The following is a 19036-nucleotide window of genomic DNA, read 5'->3' on the forward strand; positions in this document are numbered from 1 at the left end:
ACAGACGCAGAAAAGTGGTAAGATAACCCCAATTTCTCTGCCTAATGGATGGGAGACCGTAATGGGTTTGATGGATGGTAAACGGGGGCTCATTCTCGGCGTGGCGAACGAGCGTTCAATTGCGTGGGGCATTGCGCAAGCACTCCACCGCGAAGGGGCCGAGCTCGGGATCACCTATGTTGGTGAGACCCTGGAAAAACGGGTGCGCCCTCTTGCCGAGAGTCTGGGGGCACCACTGATCGAGTCATGCGATGTCAATCGTGATGAAGACATTGAGGCCCTGATGGCCAGGACGACCGAGGTGTTTGGCAAGATTGATTTCTTGATCCACGCGATTGCTTTTGCCAATAAAGAAGAGTTGAGTGGCCCTTATCTCAATACGACGCGGGCGGGGTTCCTCCTGGCGATGGAGGTGAGTGCCTATTCGTTGACGGCACTGGTCAAAGCCGCCGATCCGTTGCTCAATCCGGGGGCTTCGATTATCACCTTGAGCTACCACGGCGCACAGAAGGTAATGTCCAATTACAATGTGATGGGTGTCGCCAAGGCGGCCCTCGAAGCAAGTGTACGCTATCTGGCTGCCGACCTCGGGCCGCGTGGCATCAAGGTCAACGCGATTAGCGCAGGCCCCATTCGTACACTCGCCGCAAGTGGCATCACCGGGTTTCGTCAGTTGCACAAAGCCTTCGCCGAAGTTTCGCCAATGCGTCGCCATATCACCATCGAAGAGGTCGGCAATACCGCCCTCTGGCTCTGCAGTGATTTGAGCTCTGCCGTGACTGGCGACATTATTTATGTTGATGGCGGCTTCCACGTGATGGGTGCCCCCTCACAAGAGGATTGAACTGTCCTGACGAAAACGACCATTTCTCCTGGTCGTTTTCGTCAGGACGAGCAATCGGCTAGCGGGGGACTTCGACGCGGGCGAGGACGCGAGGACGAGCAATCGGCTAGCGGGGGACTTCGACACGGGCGAGGATGCGCCCGAGCGCGGTATCGGGGCTCATGCCTTCGATTTCGGCTTCGGGGCGCAAGATGATGCGGTGCCGGTAGACGGGCCGCACCAGGGCTTTGATATCGTCGGGGGTGACATAGGTGCGCCCTTGCGCAGCAGCATAGGCTTTGGCGGTGAGCAAGAGGGCAATGCTCGCCCGCGTCGAACCACCCATGATCAGATCCGGGCTGCGCCGACTCTCCAGCGTGATGGCCCCGATATAGCTAATAATGCCGTCTTCAACCGTGACCGCCCCGATCTCTTCGCGGCACGAGGCAAGATCCGCCGGGGCGATCACGGGTTGCAGATGGGCTGCTTCGAGCCGCCGGGCATCAAAGCCACGATGGTAGCGCCGTAGGATCTCCAACTCTTGCTCGCCCGGCGGATAGTCAATCACCAGCTTGAAGAGAAAGCGGTCAAGCTGCGCCTCGGGCAGCGGGTAGGTGCCCTCGTATTCAATCGGGTTCTGCGTGGCAATCACAAAGAAGGGATCGGGCAAGGCCAGCCGTTCACCCTCAATCGTCACCTGGCGCTCTTCCATCGCCTCAAGCAACGCACTCTGGGTTTTGGCCGGGGCACGGTTGATCTCGTCGCCGAGCAGCACCTGGGTAAAGACCGGGCCACGACGCAGGCGAAATTGACCGGTCGACGGCTCGAAGATCTGCGTCCCAATCACATCCGAGGGCATCAAGTCGGGGGTAAACTGCACCCGCTTGTACTCGGCCCGTACGAGCAGGGCCAGCGTTTTTGCCATCAACGTCTTGGCTGTGCCCGGCACACCCTCGATCAAGACATGCCCGCCAGCGAGCAAGGCAACAATCAACAGCGTAAAGGGTTCTTCCTGGCCAACCAGCACTTTACGGGCTTCAGCACGGACAGCTTCGACCACGGACTGCGTTTTCAAAACGGACTCCTCAATTTGCAGGGAGGGACGAGCAAGGGATGACGCCCTACGGCCCAATTAGGATCGCAAGGGCAGCGGTCAGGGCGAAGGTCTCGCGTGTTGGGCGCAGAGGTGAGCCCGCCCCACTCACCACAGCCCCATCAGTATCACCACCAATTGTCTGGCGCCCCGGCAGATCTTCGCCGCGTATGCCAGCGGCCAGGGTGACGTCACGGGCGAGCGCCGCAGCGTCATTGTGATCGCAGGGCTTGCCCGCGAGTACCTGCAACGCAAGCACTACAGCCGCACCTGGTTCACTACGGGCCGCCAACCAGGCGAGCGTACGCGTCAACTGGGGCCGAAAATCTCCGGTACGTGGCGTATGCCCGGCCAGGACAAACGCAATCGCCGTCAGCGCCGTCACAACCTCGTCGCCGGCCCAGGCCCCATTGACCTCCTGCGTACGGGCAAGGAACCGCAACGCTGCCTCACGACGCATGGCCGGGCTAAGCGGCGGTGCAGGTTGCCCCACCGAGGTCGCGTGCGCACCGGCTCGTTGCGCGGTACGGCTAGGCCGAGGGGGTGCGGCCTTCATCTGGAAATACGGTGACGCGCCCAACGACAATGGCTGTATGCTTCCTAACGCTCCCCCAAAAGTATGGGCCCCGCCGAGCATCGCATCAACTGGCTCAAAGGCTTCACGCCGGGTTCCCGCCGGGAGGTGGACAGGTACCAGGACACGCGCCGTAGCGCGGCGACCTTCGGCATCAACTGGTGCCTCTTCCTCGGCGAGAAAGGCCGTATGGGCAGAAAGCAAGCCATACTCTACTGCCAACGCACGTGCCTGGGCGTCGAGCGCTGGTGCCCGCCGTGGATCGAGCCGGGCCTGGCTCGCGAGGCGGGCAAGGTAGGCGCGTGCCCAGAGGCGCGGCAAGGCCTTCCAGACCCCTGTGCGCTCGGGGGTCGCCGCCGAAAGATCAAGCTCAAGACGCTCACTAAAGAGCCCTCGGGGCGTACGCCCGCGCACCGTCACCGTCACCTGCTGTGTCCGTGGGCCATGGTAGCGGAGCATCAAGATCAGTGGCTGGCCGGCATACAGATCGGGAAAAGGATCGGGAAAAAGATCGTCAATTTGAGCACCACCCCAATCAATGCTCAGATCACAGATCAGTGGCAGAGCCGCACGGCGCTGAAAGCGCTGCACGGCTGGCTCAATCGCCTCACCAGGCACAATATACTCAACACTGCCCCGCCCCACAGAGGCCAGTTCATCAAGGAGAAAACGATTGACGGCACTGCCCACGCCAAACGCAAAGACCCGCGCCTCATTGAGCCGACTGGTAAGACTGCGTAACACCTGATCCTCATTGCCCACCGCACCATCGGTGAGAAAGACAACGATCCGCAGGCGTAACGGATCACGCGGCTGATCGAGCGCCGCAGTGAGTGCGGCCACAATCTCGGTGCCGCCACGCGCCTGGATACCCGCAATGAAGGCATCGGCGGCATCAACCGAAGCCTGGGTAAACGGCAGAGGCACGGGGGCAAGCCGTTCGACATGATCATCAAAGGGAAAAATATTGAACGTATCACCAGCATTGAGGGCACGCAAACATGCCCGTAACGCATTGCGAGCCTGTACAATGCTATCCCCCCCCATCGAGCCGCTTCGATCAAAAACAAAGAGGAGTTCGCGAGGTAAAACCTCATCTGGGGCCGGGGCAACCTGCGGCGTCAACATGATCAATGCCGCACCAGGATGCCCAGCCTCGCGATAGGCAAAAGCTGCTGCACGATATTGCTCACCAGTGGGCCGATAGCGGATTACCAGATCGCGATCAGGCACCGCCGTAGCGGCCTGCAAGCTCGCCATCACCCGGCCACCAGGCTCATGCGTCAGGACAAACTTTGCCCCCTGGGTCTCAACCTCAGCAAGACGGCCAACATCAAGGCTGATGCGCAGATCGAGCGTATGATCGGCCCCTCCTTCAGGCAACAGCGGCAAGACCCCATCCTGCGGACGGGCCATGTGACCCGTCGGCACATAGCGGGGCAAGACAACCGTTGGCATCGCCAGGCTAAACCAGCCATCATCAAAAGGCACCTGGCTAAAAAAGACAAGGCAAGCCTCGACAAGCTCACCCGGCTGCAGATTCGCCAGTTCAATCGTAAAGAGATTTGGCCGCTCCTGAGTCAGTAGCGCCGCATCGTCCCCGCGTGCTGCTGCGGCACGATACGCAGCCTCGGCCTCGGCCCGTTCATGCACCATACTCCGAATAATGCGCTCACCAATGCGCAACTCAAAGCTGCTCACCGCAGCCTCGGTGGGCAAAGGAAAGACGTAGAGTGCATCAAGGGGCGACGTATGACGATTACGGAAGCGTTGTGCCACCTTCGTCTCAGCCAGAGGACCAACCACATCAATCATGATCGTCGTATGCTCAAGGGGGACAGGCAACATGTCAGGATCGCGGGGTAACAGCATCCCACCACGAACAGGCGCATCAGGAGCAAGCTCAGGGCGAACCATCGCAGACCTCCTCTCCATCTTGCCAGGCAGGCTTCCACTGCATTATTGCACGTCAGGACGATCGTTTCAAGAGCGAGAAATTCACGGTACAATAGGGCCTATGTTGCCAACACCACGCCTACTCACGCTGCTGTTGCTTGCCGCTCTGCCGATTGCGCTGAGCGCATTTGCGCCAGGGTTGCTCTGGATTGCGATGCTCTACCTGGGGGTCGTTGGGGTCGTCGCGATCAGCGATCTGGTGCTCATGGCGCGGCCACAGCAGATCGAAGTAGAACGCCTGCACGATCCACAACTCTCACTAGGGGCCGAAAACCTGATCACCCTGTTGCTCGCCAATGCTACACCGCGACCAATTGTCTTTACCTTACGGGATGAAAGTCCGCACGAGTTTCCTGCGGATACACCGTTTCTCAGGGGAACAATCCCGCCCTACGATATCCACGAGGCACGCTACCATGTGCGGCCCCTGCGGCGTGGTGACTACCAGTTTGGGGCGGCAGTGATGCGGATCACCGGGCCAATGGGAATGCTCGTGCGCCAGATCCGCTATCCGCTCGCAGCAACGGTGCGCGTCTACCCGAACGTGCTCGAACTCAAAAAATATGACTTGCTGGCCCGCAAAGGGCTGTTGCACGAACTCGGTTTACGGGTCTCGCGGGTACGCGGGCACGGGGGCGAATTCGAGCGGCTACGTGATTACACGACCGACGACGAATTTCGGCGGATCAACTGGAAAGCCAGCGCACGGCGGGGCAAACTGATCGCTGCCGAGTATGAAATCGAACGCAGTCAACACGTTGTCTGCGTCATTGACTGTGGACGGCTCATGGCCCCGCCTGTCGGCGAACTGATGCGCCTCGACTATGCTGTCAACACCGCGCTGATGTTGAGTTATGTCGCAGGCCTCCGCGGGGATCAAGTCGGCCTACTTGCCTTTGCCGACCAGGTACGCAAGTACGTGGCCCCGCGACGGGGCAAACCCCACTTTCAGCAGATCCTCGAAGCGCTCTACAACCTCCAGCCTGAACCAGTCGAGGCCGATCACGGGGTTGCCTTGAACTACCTGGCACGGCGGCAGCGGCGCCGTGCCCTGATTGTGGTCTTTACCGATCTTGCCACCCCCGAAGCGACCGGGCCACTGGTGACGCACCTGACCCGCCTGGCGCGCCACCACCTGCCCCTCTGTGTCACCGTCAGTGACCCCTTCATCACCGGGGCAGCCGGACGCCCGGCGAACGACAGCAGCGCCCTCTACGAACGCGCCGTCGCCGAGGGCTTGCTCGACGAACGGCGCGCTCTGCTTGATCGCCTCCAGCGCAGTGGCGTGCTGACCGTTGATGTCCCTGCTGATCGTCTCAGCGCCGGGGTGATCAACACCTACCTGCGCCTAAAAGCCCAGGGACGCCTCTAAGACGGGATATTTGACGCAAAAGCGCAGAGGCGCAAAGGTTTGATGGATCTGTATGCGCAGCTTTGCGCCTCTGCGCCTTTGCGTCAGCCCTACCGTTTGAGCGCCTCGAGTTGCTGCTTCTGCAGATCACGAATCTCGGTCAAGAGCACAACGTCAGCCGGGGTTGGGGCCGGCGGAGGCGGGGCAGCGGCAACCCGTGCGGCAAGGGCCGAGAACGGACGCACAATAAAGAAATAGATGACAGCAGCTTTGAGAATAAAGGTAATAACTGCTGAAAGAAAGACACCAACTGGAAAAACCCCAAACTGGATCAACGCAAGATCATCCCCTGCACTGCCGAGGATGATCGCCAGTAGGGGATCAACAAACGCAACAATGAACCCATCCACCACACTGTTAAATGCCGCTCCGATCACCACTGCAACCGCCAGATCAATGACATTGCCCCGCAACAAAAAATTCCGAAACCCCTGCCACATAGCGTATCATCCTCCCAAACAGCTTCGCCTCGCTGGCTTGTGCGACCAGCGAGGCACCGGGCACCCTAACGTCCATGAGTGGCCTGTCGTATGGGCCGCAGGCCCAATGCTCATCATATGTCCAATCTCGCAAGCAAGCAAACGCAGAGCGAACAAATCTTAACGCATGGTTGTGGGCAGTTTTCACCGTAGTGACCTTGCTTCTGGTATTATGAGCATAGTTTCACAATCTCAAAGTGTGAGAGCAATCCTGGACGGAAAGGCAGTTTCATGGCCCGCCCGAAACGACCGCCACACCCAATGCTTAAAGTGGCACGTGACCATCTCGACAAGCTCGACGGCGAGCTACGTGATGAACCTATCCACTTGCGGATGCTTGACGGCCCCCCTGGTGCGCCACGCTATGCTGTCTACGTTGGTGCTTGCGAGCGCGAAGGCCCTTGTCCCTTCGGTGTTGAACATCAACATCCCTGCCCGGTACTTGATTGTAGTTTGCGTCACTCGCTGCGGATGCTCCTTGATCGCGAAGGCAATCTGGTGGAAGTGTTACGCAGCGGTGTGCAGTGGACCGCGTGATCGGAGAAAGTACATATGGACAGCGTTCGCGTCTGGATGAGTGCGCCCCCGGTGCTTGCCCGTGATACCATGACCCTGCCGGAAGCACGACAGTTGTTGACTGAACTCAATATTCGGCGACTTCCCGTTGTTGATAGCGAGGGTGATCTGCTGGGGATTGTGACGGAAGGGGATATCAACCGTATTTCCGATTCGGCTGAGGGCGATCTCGCCGAGTACAGTATTTACTACCGCGTCAAGGATCTACCGGTACGTGAGTTTATGCGCCGCCCGGTGTTGACCGTGACACCCGATACCTGTTTACGTGATGCTGCGGAATTGATGATTACGCACCATATTCATGGGGTTCCCGTGGTCTTGGGCAAACGGGTGATTGGGGTCATTACGGTGTCCGATCTGCTGCGGTGGATGGTCAACTCCGAAGAAGATTGCGACACACCACCGCTGACTCCGAAGTCGCACGGACGTGACTAGATCGTCTGTGCTGCGCCATCCTCGCTAATGACAATGAGGGTGGTGTAAAGAGGTCTATTATGTATAACCACATTCTCGTTCCACTTGATGGCTCACCCCTGGCCGCGCAGGTGCTTCCGCATGTTCACGAACTGGCCGCCAATACGGGCGCAACCAGAATTACCCTGCTCCGAGCCGTTCCGCCTATCTTTACCACCAGCGTTGATTATAGCGGTATGCTCGCTACGACCACCACCGATACCCTCGAAACAATGGAGAACGAAGCCCGCGATTATCTCGAGCGCATTGCCACTCAGTTTCGCGCCGAGGGCTATAAGGTACAGATCGAGCTTAGCTCACTGCCCGCCGCCGAGGCGATCCTTGACTATGTCGAGAATCAACACGTCGATCTGATTACCATTGCGACCCATGGCCGCAGTGGGCTTAGCCGCTGGGTCTTTGGAAGCGTGACCCAGAAGGTTGTGCAGGTCTGTCCTGCGCCGGTGTTTGTCTTCCGTCCCCAACACGACGATTAGACCTGGCTCTTTGATGATCACCGTGAAGCGGCCCCTGGCGTATGCCAGGGGCCGCTTCACGGTGATCATCAATATTTACCGACGCAGTTTGGGGGCCTGCGACAAAACGTCGCATCCGCCATCGGTGATGAGAACCAGATCCTCGATCCTCACACCACCCCAACCTTCCAGATAGATGCCTGGTTCAATGCTCGTAACCATCCCCGGGCGCAGCGGTTGGCTGGGCACCAGCGGATTTTCGCGCCGCAACCCCGGACCTTCGTGAATATCCAGGCCAACCCCATGGCCGAGGCCATGCCCGAAATGATCGCCATAGCCTGCTTCCACAATAAGATCCCGGGCAAGGGCATCGGCCTCGTGAGTCAAGAGCCCTGGACGAAGGCCCAGAAGGGCCGCTTCCTGCGCTTTCAGTACCGTCTCGTAGATCTCCCAGAAGCGCGCATCAGGCTCACCAAGCACAATCGTCCGGGTCAGATCAGCGTGGTAGCCATCGATCCGTGCCCCCATATCAATCACAATCGGCTGACCAGTGCCCAACGGGGCGTCACCGGGGGTTGCATGGGGCAGGGCGGCGTTGGGGCCAGCCGCGACAATGATCGGGAACGAGACCGCCTCGGCCCCGCCCACCCGCATCGCCATCTCGAGCATCCAGGCTGCCTGACGCTCGGTGGTGTCAGGCGTGAGCCGCTCGATCACGGCCGTAATGGCCGCATCGGTCAACGCAATCGCCCGCTTCAGCGTATTGATCTCGGCACTATCTTTGATCTCGCGCAGCGTCTCAACCATCCCTTCAACGGGCACCAGTTCACACGCAGCCCCAACTTCTTTCTGCAGACTCCGGTATTCAGCCACATGCATGTGCGCAGCCTCGACACCGAGTTGCGTCAAGCCAAGCTCAACGATGGCATCACGCAACAGCGTTGGAAACGGGCTGCCAGGATTAACGACTTGACGTACCGCAAAGGCCGGGGCCTGCTGCCCAGCTTGCAAAAGATACCGGCTATCGGTAAACAAGAGCGCCGTGGTTGGTGTGACCAGCAACCAGCCGTACGTTCCCGTGAAACCACTGAGATAGCGCCGATTCGTTGGCGCACTGATGAGCAATGCTGGCAGCTTCCGTTCTACAACCATCGCCCGCACACGTTCGAGGCGGTGCTGCATACAACCTCCGTTGATAGCGTGCTGATGGTGCGCAAACGACCAGCATTGCTGGTCGTTTGCGCACCATCAGCACGCTTGTTTGTCATCGATAGCGTTAGGGGGTGAATGGATTGGACTCAGGGATCTGATCGGTCAGCAGATCGCCACTCGCCGGATCAACCCCCGTATTCAGGCTGCCGTCGGCCAGTGACGCAAAAATCTCGTCGAGCTTGGTCTGCATCGCCGGGGTCACCGAGTCAGCTGCCATGTGGAAATCAGCCAGGCCCACACCATCGCCAGCGGCATCGAAGAGTGCGATACCGTTACCCTCGAAGGTCCCGTCCACCACCGCCTTGACTTCATTGTAGACTGCTACGTCCACACGCTTGATCGCACTCGAGAGGATGCGGTCAGCCCCAGGCGACGCGCCGTTGGCAAACGTGGTCACAAACTCGTCCTGGTCAACGCCGATCACATATGCGCCACGCTCAGCCGCAGCCTTGATGGCACCCGTTCCCGTCGGGCCACCGGCACCAAAGATGACGTCGGCGTCATCACTGATCATCTGCTCGGCCGTCGAAGCGCCAAGCGCCGGGTCAATAAAGGTGGGCAGATAGACACCCAGCAAGTTGATGTCGGGGCGGACATAGCGGGCACCATTGTCAAACCCGTGGCGGAACTTCTTGACTGGAGGAATCTCCTGGCCAGCCACGATGCCAATCGTGCCACTCTCGCTCACCATCGCCGCCAGGGCGCCGGCCAGGAAGCCGGCCTGGTCTTCACGGAACTGCAGACCAACCAGGTTGTCCGTCACGCTCCCAGGGACATAGAACTGGTCAACCCCGATGAAGACAATCTCGGGGTGGGCCGCTGCCGCCGCCTGGGTTGCATCGGCAATCAAGAAGCCAACGGTGATGATGACATCAAAACCCTCATCAACAAAGGTCTGAATGTTGGCTTCGTAATCAGCCTGCGCCTGAGTCTCGATAAAGCGATACTCAAGCCCAAACTCCTGAGCAGCTTGCTCAGCACCCTTGTGGGCAAACTCGTTGAAGGTACCGTCGTTGACTTTGCCCAGGTCAGTGACGAGAGCAATCCGTAGAGAATCTGCTGGGGGCTCAGGGGCAGTCGCTTCGGTCGCAGTCGGCGGAACGGCCGTGGGTTGCGTGGCAGTCTGACCACCACATGCAGCGAGCAAGGGAATGATCAAGAACAGCACTGCCAGCATCGAAACAAACGATTTACGCATGGTTTTTTGTGCCTCCTACATTATCAACGATGGCAAGAACAGTGCCTTGCCTGCCCGATTATAGCATACCCTCACGACCCGCACATCATGCGGCCTGTGGCTCTTCTTCCCCGTGGAACTGGCTCATATAGAGCGCATAGTAGTCACCACGCAAGGCAAGCAGTTGTTCGTGCGTGCCTCGTTCCACAATCTGGCCGTCTTTGACCATCAAGACCAGGTCGGCGTTGCGGATCGTGCTGAGGCGGTGAGCGATGACAAAGCTGGTGCGGCCTTCCAACAATTGGTCAAAGGCCCGCTGGATCATCCGCTCGGTGCGTGTATCAACACTGCTCGTCGCTTCGTCTAGAATCAGGATGCGCGGATTGGCAAGCGCCGCACGGGCAATCGCGATCAACTGGCGCTGCCCCTGACTCAAGCCGCCCCCTCGCTCGCCAAGCACGGTCTGATAGCCATCGGGCAGGCGTTCGATAAAGGTGTGGGCCGAGGCAAGTTGTGCCGCTGCGATCACCTCTTCATCAGTCGCTTCAAGGCGCCCGTAGCGAATATTATTCATCACCGTGTCCGAGAAGAGAAAGGCATCCTGCAACACAATGCCAATCTGCGAACGCAGACTCGCTGCGGTCACGTTGCGGACATCGTATCCATCAATCGTCACCCGCCCCTTCAGCACATCATAGAAACGCGGAATGAGATTGATGATCGTCGTTTTGCCTGCGCCTGTTGGCCCGACAATCGCGACCATCTGCCCCGGTTTGGTCACAAAACTGACCCCTTTGAGTACCAGGGTATCGGCTTGATAGGCAACCTGCACATCTTCAAAGACGACCCGTCCCTCGATCGGCGGCAAAACAACGGCATCAGGGGCATCAACAATCTCAGGTTGTTCATCAAGCAGGCCAAAGATGCGCTCACCACCAGCAATCGCACTCTGGATATTCGTCCAGAGCACGGCAATCTGTTGGATGGGCTGGTTGAAGCGTTGCACATACTGGATAAAAGCAAAGATCAGGCCTACCGAGATGATCGTCGTACCAAAAAGGGGCTGGTTGCGGAGCAAACTGAGGCTGCCGACAACAACAACAATCGCAATCGCGACATAGCCGAGGGCCTCAAGTACCGGGTTGAGGGCGCTGGTGAAACTCGCGGCACGAACATTGGCATCACGGTTGGCCGCGTTGGCCCGCCGAAACGCCTCGATGCTCTCGGCTTCACGACTGAACGCCTGTACCTCACGTGCCCCCGAAATGCTCTCTTGCAGCCCGGCATTGACACTGCCCATCTCGCGGCGGCTCTTCCGAAACGCCTTGCGCGCCTCACCCGAGAAGTAGAAGGTCGCCCAGGCCATCAACGGCACAATGCTCAGGCTGACCAGCGCATACGGCACATTTGCGAACAGCATTGCGCTCATCGTAAAGACAATGCCCATGATGCCGCTCACCACGCTCAAGAGGGCAAAGCCAAGCACCTGCTGGATCGTGTCGGTATCGCTCGTGATCCGGCTCATGATATTGCCCGCTTCGTTGCGCGTGTAGAAGCCAAGAGAGAGCCGGTGAATCTGGGCGAAGGTGTCCTCACGCAGGCGGCGCAGGGCGCGCTGCCCCGCCCAGTTCATCGAGTAGAAGGCCAAGCCCTGTAGCAACGAACCACCGACAAAGAGCCCGGTCAGCAACAACACGATCACGCCCAACCCTGCCGCACGGTCTTCGAATGTCGCCGCCGGATCGACGGTGCCATACCAACACGCGGTTGCATTGGGCAGCAAATAGCAATCAACCGCCTGCCCAATCAGGCCAGGCGTCAACACCTGCATCACCGTGCTGAGCACCAGCAGGATCATGGTCAAAACCACCGCATACCACCAGGGCCGAAAATAGACCCAGAAACGTGCCAGGGTGACGCCAACCCGTTTTGGTCTCTCGGTTTCGGTATTGAGCATCCGTCCAGGGCCACCTGGTCCACCCATCATCATAGGTTTGTTTCCTTGACCAGCTGCGAATGATAAATCTCAGCGTAGATCGGGCTATGTTCCATTAATTCGGCATGCGTGCCAGCCGCAGCAATGCGCCCCTGGTCAAGCACCAGGATCTGATCGGCACGCAAGACCGTGCTGATGCGCTGGGCAATCACAACGCTCGTGCGACCTTCCATCAGCGTATCCAGCGCCTGCTGGATCGTTGCCTCGGTTTGGAGATCGACACTGCTCGTCGAGTCATCCAGAATCAAGAGGCGCGGATCGAGCAACAGCGCACGCGCAATCGCAATGCGTTGCTTCTGACCACCCGAAAGCGTCACGCCCCGCTCGCCAACCTTCGTTTGATACCCTTCAGGCATCGCCGCAATAAAGCTATGCGCCGCCGCTGCACGCGCTGCCGCTTCAACTTCGGCCTCAGTCGCCTCAGGCCGTCCAAAGGCGATGTTATCGCGCACCGTCCCGCTAAAGAGGTTCGTCTCTTGCAGTACAATGCCAATCTGCGAACGCAGACTATCAAGCGTTACGTCACGCACATCGTGGCCGTCAATGAGCACCGCCCCCTCAGAGGCATCGTAAAAACGCGGCAACAGGTTGATAATCGTCGTCTTGCCGCTGCCCGTTGCCCCAAGCAGCGCAATCGTCTGCCCAGGTTCCGCCACAAAACTGACCTCCTTGAGCACCGGATCACCTGTCCCAAGATAACGAAAGGTCACGTTGCGAAACTCCACCCGCCCGTTGAGCAGCGGCAACGGCAGGGCACCTGGTTTATCTTCAATCTCGCTCTGCGCATCAAGCACTTCGAAAATGCGCCTCGCCGAGGCACTCGCCTGCGCAACAAGCGTAATAATGAACCCAAGCTGACCGAGCGGGACAAAGACGTAGGTCAGGTAGAGGCTGAACTTCTGATACCCCCCCAGTTCAAGCGTTCCTCCCAGAATCTGACGCCCTCCAAAGTAGAGAATCGCCACCTGCCCAAGTTGCGCCACCAAAAAAATAACTGGAAAGAGAAAAGAAAAGACCTGGTTAATCCGCAACTGCTGTGCCATCAAATTCGTGGCTGCAACATCAAAGCGCTGCTCTTCATACGGCTCACGGGCAAAGGCCCTGACCACCTTCAAGCCCGCGAGATTCTCTTGCAGGATCGTATTGAGGGCCGATAACCGCTCTTGCACGACCGCAAAGAGTGGCTGGCTCACCCGCCCAAAAAAGATAAAGAGGGCCAGGGCAATCGGCAGCAGGGGCATCACCACAAAGGTCAAGCGCAGATTGGCAAAGGCCAGGATGATCAACGCCCCGGTGAGCAACAGAAACGACGAGGCAGCCAGCACAAGGCCTTGGGCAATGAAGGTACGGAGGCGTTCGACATCATCAGTCGCCCGAATCATCAACTGACCAGTTTGATTGCGATCGTAGTAGCTAAACGATAGTCGCTGGATCTTGGCAAAGATCGCGTTACGCAAATCAAAAGCCAGCCCCTGCGACGTTGTCTCAGCCATGAACGCCTGCACAAACGAAAAAGCCCCGCGCAAGAGGGCAAAGAGCAAGATCAAGCCCGCTGCATTAAAGACGAGACGCTCAGCAGTACCAATATCGCCTCCCGTCTGGCTGGCCAGGGTCACCGTATCAATCATGTTTTGAACCAGCACAGGCACGACGAGTTGGGCCAGCGTTGCCACAATCAAGGCACTATAGGCAATGGCGGTTGTCCGTTTATGTCCGCCAAGAAAGCGGATGGCACGCATCAATGCCCCCGGTGCTCGTGGACGAGCAGGGGAGCCCTGTTTCATCATCTGGCCTTGCACACAAAATCTTTCTTGACCGTGGTGATGCGATCAATCACAACTGTCATCAGCGAAGGTACGGCCCGAAGTCGCTTGCTTCGAGAACTATCTAACATGCCATTGTAGCACAACAACGCATGTAGAAATAGTGGTATGCTGCATATATGGCCTCTTGCTCGGAGCCTGGGGCGATACACACCTATGCTGGATGCTGGCTGTTTGCGCCAGCCTAGAGAACACCTGCTCTATGTCCCCTCTCTTGTGGCGCACGTCGCTGCGCTATTTGCTCCGCCATCCGTGGCAATTCGGGCTCTGCCTGCTCGGGGTGGCCCTGGGCGTCGCGGTGGTGGTTGCCATCGATCTGGCCAATGCCAGTGCCTCACGCGCTTTTGCGTTGAGCACCGAGAGTGTCACCGGGCGGGCTAGCCATCAGATTATCGGTGGCCCCTCAGGGCTTGACGATGAGCTCTATCGGCAACTCAGGGTTGACCTTGGCATCCGCACCTCGGCACCGGTCGTCGAGGGCTATGCTCAGTTACCTGCGCTGGACGATCAGACGGTGCAATTGCTGGGGATTGATCCGCTGGCCGAGGCCCCCTTTCGGTCGTATCTGGCCCCTGACGGCGGGACTGCGGGCGATGGCACGTCACTGGTGGGCTTGCTTGCGACGCCCAACGGCGTACTGCTCGCGGCAGAAACAGCCCAACGCGCCGGCCTTTCCCCCGGTGACACCCTGGTCATGCGCATTGGGTCGCGTACGGTCGATCTTCAGTTGGTCGGTGTCCTTGAACCTTCCGATGACCTAAGCCGTCGGGCGCTCGAGGGTCTTGTTGTGGCTGATCTTGCGACGGCCCAGGAATTGCTCGGTGTCGTGGGTCAACTCAGTCGGATTGATCTGATTCTGGGTGAAGAAGATCCGGCCTTCGCACGCATCGAAGCTATTCTGCCACCAGGGGCCGATCTGGTGCCCGCAGCCTCCCGAACCAACGCCCTCGAACAGATGACCCGCGCTTTTGAACTCAACCTGACGGCGTTGAGTCTGCTGGCCCTGATTGTTGGAATGTTCCTGATCTACAATACGATCACCTTTAGTGTTGTCCAGCGCCGGATGCTCTTGGGTACGCTACGGTGCGTCGGCGTCACACGGGGCCAGGTCGCGACCCTGGTGCTCGGCGAGGCGTTTGCGATCAGCATCATCGGCTCGCTCGCTGGCCTGGTGCTGGGCACCATCCTGGGGCGTGGTCTGGTCGGCCTAGTGACCCAGACGATCAATGATCTCTATTTTGTGGTGACGGTACGCAGCCTCAGCCTTGATCCGCTGGTGCTGCTCAAGGGATTTGTGCTCGGCGTTGTTGCGACGCTTGCGTCGGCGGCGGTGCCTGCCTTCGAGGCGATGCTGACCCCGCCACGCACCGTCTTGCGTCGCTCAAGCGTCGAAGAGCGCGCCCGTCGCATGGTGCCCCTGCTCGCCCTGATTGGCCTGGTGATGCTTGCCCTTGGCACAGCTTTGCTCTTCTGGCCTGCCGGGATCAATCAGCAACTTGGCGGGCTCTATCTCGCCTTTGCCGCCCTCTTTACGATCATCATTGGCACGGCCCTGTTGACCCCCTTGCTGACGGTAGCAATGATGCGGCTCGTGCGTCCTGCACTCGGCAGGGTCTTTGGCTTGCTCGGGCGGATGGCCGCCCGCGATGTAGAGGCAACGCTCTCGCGTACCGCAGTGGCCGTGGCAGCGTTGATGATTGCCGTCAGCGTAACCATCGGGGTCGGTCTGATGGTCGGCAGCTTTCGCCAAACTGTCATCGTCTGGCTCGAGCAGAGCCTCGGGGCGGATATCTACGTGGCCGCCCCAGGTGCCACCGCCAATCGGGTTGATACGGCGCTCGAGCCAGCCCAGATTGCCTTGCTGACTAGCGTCGAAGGGGTCGGAGCAGCGACGCGGATGCGTAGTGTGCAAATTGACACCCCAACCGGGCCGACGACGGTGATCGCGATTGATGCTGAAGGTGAGCGCGGACGCGACTACCTGCGCTTCAAAGTCGGGGGCGATGCCGCGACCTGGTTCGCCTGGGAAAACGGGGCCATCCTGATCTCTGAGCCACTCGCATTTCGGACGGGCCTGAACCGCGGCGATCAACTGAGCCTCCGCACGGATCGTGGGCTACGCGACTTTCCGATTGCCGGCGTCTACTATGACTACACCTCGGATCGTGGCGTCATTCGGATGCACTACGCAACCTATCAAGCCAACTGGGACGATACGACCATCTCGTCGCTAGCGCTCTACGCCGCACCGGGCGTACCGGTTGACGAACTGGTAACCCGGCTCCGCGCGGCCGTCGCCACACCCAATCCCGATGGTACGGCACCGCCCTTACTCAATATTGGCTCAAACGTGAGCCTGCGCGAAGGCACGCTCGCCATTTTCGACCGCACCTTTGCGATCACCGCCGTGCTGCAAGTACTCGCCACAATTGTCGCCTTTATTGGCATTTTGAGCTCGCTGATGGCCTTGCAACTCGAACGCGCCCGTGAACTGGCCGTCTTGCGCGCCAACGGCCTGACCCCAGGGCAACTCTGGGGGGTCGTTTTGGGGCAAACCAGCCTGATGGGCCTCACCGCGGGCCTCTTTGCCGCCCCGCTTGGGTTTATCCTGGCGTTGATCCTTGTCTATGTCATCAACCAGCGTTCCTTTGGCTGGACGCTTGATCTCGCGGTCGACCCGGCCTTATTTCTCCAAGCCCTCTTCGTCTCACTGATCGCCGCCATCCTGGCCGGAATCTACCCCGCACATAAAATGAGTCGTACCAACCCGGCTCTCGCCCTCCGTGAAGAGTAGCAAGTCTGGCCCATCCTGCTATAATGCAGGGTGGGCCTCCGGCCCCCAAGGATTGCTTGTACGTTGGTGCTATTGGCCAGTTTCGCTGGCCAATAGCACCAACGTGACAACCCGGTTGAAGGGCTGCCGCCCTAAAAAGGCCGGTCTTAGTTGGAGCAGAACGTATGACCACATCCACCACCATCCGTATGTTCGTGCTGACGTTGCTTGTGCTGGGTTTGCTCACAGGCTGTGGGCAGACGGCCACGCCTGCGAGCAACCCAACAACCCCTTCGCGAAGTCAGGGGGCGATGGTACCAGTCCTGGCGCTGTCAGAACTAGCCCCCGGGCCAAACCGTATCGCTGTGGGAGTGTTGCAGGATGGCAGCCCGATCAACGATCCCGAACTGAGCCTTCCGATGCGGTTCTTCTACCTCGATGGCGACAACTCGGCGGAAGTGCGCAGCGAGTCAACCGCTGTCTATCGTGGCGAGGGCCTCCCCTTTGGTCTCTATGTAGGCTACGCGACCTTTGATCAGCCCGGAGCATGGGGCGTCGAGATTACGCTACCTCAGGCTGAAGGTGAGCCGATTGTCTCACGGTTACGCCTCGATGTGCTCGCCCAACCACAGGTACCTGCGGTCGGCATGGCAGCTATCCCGACCAACAACCTGACGATCCGCGATCAACCCGATCTCACCCGCTTGACGTCAGATGCGCGACCTGACGCCGATCTCTACCAGATGACGATCAGTGAGGCGATTGCAGCCGGACAACCCTTTGTCGTCGCCTTTTCGACCCCTGGTTATTGCCAGACAGCCGTCTGTGCGCCCAATCAGATGGTGCTCAAGCAACTGAAAGACCAGTATAAAGGCAGCATCAATTTCATTCACGTCGAAGTGTATGCCTATCCGTTTGGCGAAAACTTCCAGGCCCAACGGTTTGTCCCATCGATGCGCGACTGGAAGCTGCGTACCGAGCCGTGGACGTTCCTGGTTGATGCCAATGGCATCATTCAAGCCCGGTATGAAGGTGGCCTCACGTTTGCCGAACTGGAACCCGCCCTGGCTCAGCTTGTTGCTGGAGAACCGATTACCCCTCCTAGTGAATAGTCGCCCTGTGAAGAACGCAGCCTGAGGTAGCGGCGTTTTTCAGGTAGCCCAAGAAAAGAAGAGAATCCCTATGATCGACCTGCGGAGCGATACCGTCACCCTGCCCAGTCCTGCGATGCGTGCCGCGATGAACGTCGCCGAGCTTGGTGATGATGTCTATGGTGAAGACCCGACGGTGAACCAGCTTGAGACGCTAGCTGCCGAGATGGTCGGCAAAGAAGCGGCCATGCTGGTGCCCAGCGGAACAATGGGCAACCTGGCCGCGCTGCTTGCGCATGCGCAGCGCGGTCAGCGGGTGATTTGCGGCGATGAGAGCCATATTTACTACTACGAAGCTGGCGGGGCCTCGGCACTCGGCGGGCTTATCTATCATACCCTGCCAACAGCACACGACGGCAGTCTGCCGCTCGACGCCGTTCAGAAGGCCCTGGTCACGCTCAACGATCCCCACCGTGCCCCGCCCGGCGTCTTTTGCCTGGAAAATACGCACAATCGCTGTGGAGGCACGGTTGTACCAGTCCATGCTATGGAAGCCGCATACCAGGCCGCACAGGCGGCTGAAGTCCCTTTGCATCTTGATGGTGCTCGTATCTTTAATGCCGCCATTGCGCTAGGTGTTGAAGTTCGTACACTTACCCGCTATACTGATAGCGTACAATTCTGCCTTTCAAAAGGTCTTGCGGCACCGGTTGGCTCAGTTCTTGCGGGAACAACCTCTTTCATCAGCAAGGCACGCCGGGTACGAAAAATACTGGGAGGCGGTATGCGTCAGGCAGGGGTCATTGCCGCCGCCGGGCTAGTTGCGTTGACCGAGATGGTCGATCGCCTTGCCGAAGATCATGCCAATGCCCGCCTCCTGGCCGAAGGTCTTGCTGATCTCCCCGGGCTGACACTTGATCGCAGCCTGGTTCAGACCGCGATTGTGCGCTTTGAAGTGACGGCGATGGATGCGAGTAGCTTCCTGAAGAGCCTGCGTAGCCATGGTGTGTTGATGATCAGTATGGGTGGCACGACCATTCGTGCCGTCACCCATTATGGTATTGGCGAGGAAGATATACACACAGCGATCAACGCTGTTCGTGCCGTACTCAAACCGTAACCC

Annotated in this window: 15 protein-coding genes; 8 read left to right on the forward strand and 7 right to left on the reverse strand. The window is 59.0% G+C overall.

All coding sequences use genetic code 11. From position 1 onward, the window contains the following. Positions 1 to 70: 70 nt before the first annotated feature. The gene (locus tag EYB53_RS09740; RefSeq protein ID WP_303646658.1) at positions 71 to 844 is read left to right on the forward strand and encodes an enoyl-ACP reductase FabI; all 774 of its coding nucleotides are present in this window, start codon (positions 71 to 73) and stop codon (positions 842 to 844) included. A gap of 106 nt (positions 845 to 950) precedes the next feature. Here the strand turns inward: EYB53_RS09740 and EYB53_RS09745 are convergent, their stop codons facing one another. Then, the gene (locus EYB53_RS09745) at positions 951 to 1898 is read right to left on the reverse strand and encodes an AAA family ATPase (RefSeq protein ID WP_135478002.1); all 948 of its coding nucleotides are present in this window, start codon (positions 1896 to 1898) and stop codon (positions 951 to 953) included. Between the two features lie 46 nt (positions 1899 to 1944). After that, the gene (locus tag EYB53_RS09750) at positions 1945 to 4407 is read right to left on the reverse strand and encodes a VIT domain-containing protein (protein ID WP_167857329.1); all 2463 of its coding nucleotides are present in this window, start codon (positions 4405 to 4407) and stop codon (positions 1945 to 1947) included. A gap of 100 nt (positions 4408 to 4507) precedes the next feature. Here EYB53_RS09750 and EYB53_RS09755 point away from each other — a divergent pair, with 100 nt between their 5' ends. Continuing rightward, positions 4508 to 5818 (forward strand): DUF58 domain-containing protein, encoded by a 1311-nt coding sequence (locus tag EYB53_RS09755; protein WP_135478004.1) that lies wholly within the window; start codon positions 4508 to 4510, stop codon positions 5816 to 5818. An 89-nt stretch (positions 5819 to 5907) separates the two neighbouring features. On the opposite strand, the gene mscL is transcribed toward EYB53_RS09755, so the two are convergent. Further along, positions 5908 to 6297, reverse strand: coding sequence for a large conductance mechanosensitive channel protein MscL (mscL, locus tag EYB53_RS09760; protein WP_135478005.1), 390 nt, complete (start codon positions 6295 to 6297; stop codon positions 5908 to 5910). A gap of 300 nt (positions 6298 to 6597) precedes the next feature. Between mscL and EYB53_RS09765 the strand changes: the two genes are divergently transcribed. Genes EYB53_RS09765 through EYB53_RS09775 form a run of 3 tightly spaced genes read left to right on the forward strand, consistent with a single transcriptional unit; the run spans position 6598 to position 7862 of the window. Continuing rightward, complete coding sequence (locus tag EYB53_RS09765) at positions 6598 to 6873, forward strand: hypothetical protein (protein WP_254151000.1); 276 nt, start codon at positions 6598 to 6600, stop codon at positions 6871 to 6873. A 15-nt stretch (positions 6874 to 6888) separates the two neighbouring features. Further along, entirely contained in the window at positions 6889 to 7347 is a 459-nt protein-coding gene (locus tag EYB53_RS09770) for a CBS domain-containing protein (protein ID WP_254151001.1), read from the forward strand. Positions 7348 to 7406: 59 nt separating this feature from the next. Further along, positions 7407 to 7862, forward strand: coding sequence for a universal stress protein (locus EYB53_RS09775; protein WP_135478006.1), 456 nt, complete (start codon positions 7407 to 7409; stop codon positions 7860 to 7862). 75 nt (positions 7863 to 7937) lie between these two features. Here the strand turns inward: EYB53_RS09775 and EYB53_RS09780 are convergent, their stop codons facing one another. From EYB53_RS09780 to EYB53_RS09795, 4 genes are all read right to left on the reverse strand, one after another. Next, the gene (locus tag EYB53_RS09780) at positions 7938 to 9023 is read right to left on the reverse strand and encodes a M24 family metallopeptidase (RefSeq protein WP_135478007.1); all 1086 of its coding nucleotides are present in this window, start codon (positions 9021 to 9023) and stop codon (positions 7938 to 7940) included. Positions 9024 to 9117: 94 nt separating this feature from the next. Further along, on the reverse strand, positions 9118 to 10251 hold the full coding sequence (locus tag EYB53_RS09785; protein WP_135478008.1) for a BMP family lipoprotein: 1134 nt from the start codon (positions 10249 to 10251) through the stop codon (positions 9118 to 9120). 85 nt (positions 10252 to 10336) lie between these two features. Then, positions 10337 to 12220, reverse strand: a complete 1884-nt coding sequence (locus EYB53_RS09790) for an ABC transporter ATP-binding protein (RefSeq protein ID WP_254151002.1) — start codon at positions 12218 to 12220, stop codon at positions 10337 to 10339. Beyond that, a complete protein-coding gene (locus EYB53_RS09795; RefSeq protein ID WP_135478009.1) occupies positions 12217 to 14013 on the reverse strand; it encodes an ABC transporter ATP-binding protein in 1797 nt (598 codons plus the stop codon). Before EYB53_RS09795 ends, EYB53_RS09790 begins: the two co-directional genes overlap by 4 nt. 238 nt (positions 14014 to 14251) lie before the next feature. Here EYB53_RS09795 and EYB53_RS09800 point away from each other — a divergent pair, with 238 nt between their 5' ends. The 3 genes from EYB53_RS09800 to ltaE all read left to right on the forward strand — a co-directional run bounded on the left by EYB53_RS09800 (position 14252) and on the right by ltaE (position 19033). Continuing rightward, positions 14252 to 16843, forward strand: coding sequence for an ABC transporter permease (locus EYB53_RS09800; protein ID WP_135478010.1), 2592 nt, complete (start codon positions 14252 to 14254; stop codon positions 16841 to 16843). A 164-nt stretch (positions 16844 to 17007) separates the two neighbouring features. Next, on the forward strand, positions 17008 to 17934 hold the full coding sequence (locus tag EYB53_RS09805) for a thioredoxin fold domain-containing protein (protein ID WP_135478011.1): 927 nt from the start codon (positions 17008 to 17010) through the stop codon (positions 17932 to 17934). Positions 17935 to 18004: 70 nt separating this feature from the next. After that, positions 18005 to 19033 (forward strand): low-specificity L-threonine aldolase, encoded by a 1029-nt coding sequence (gene ltaE / locus EYB53_RS09810; RefSeq protein ID WP_135478012.1) that lies wholly within the window; start codon positions 18005 to 18007, stop codon positions 19031 to 19033. Positions 19034 to 19036 lie beyond the last annotated feature (3 nt).

It is taken from the genome of Candidatus Chloroploca mongolica (assembly GCF_004762035.2).
Lineage (GTDB): Bacteria > Chloroflexota > Chloroflexia > Chloroflexales > Chloroflexaceae > Chloroploca > Chloroploca mongolica.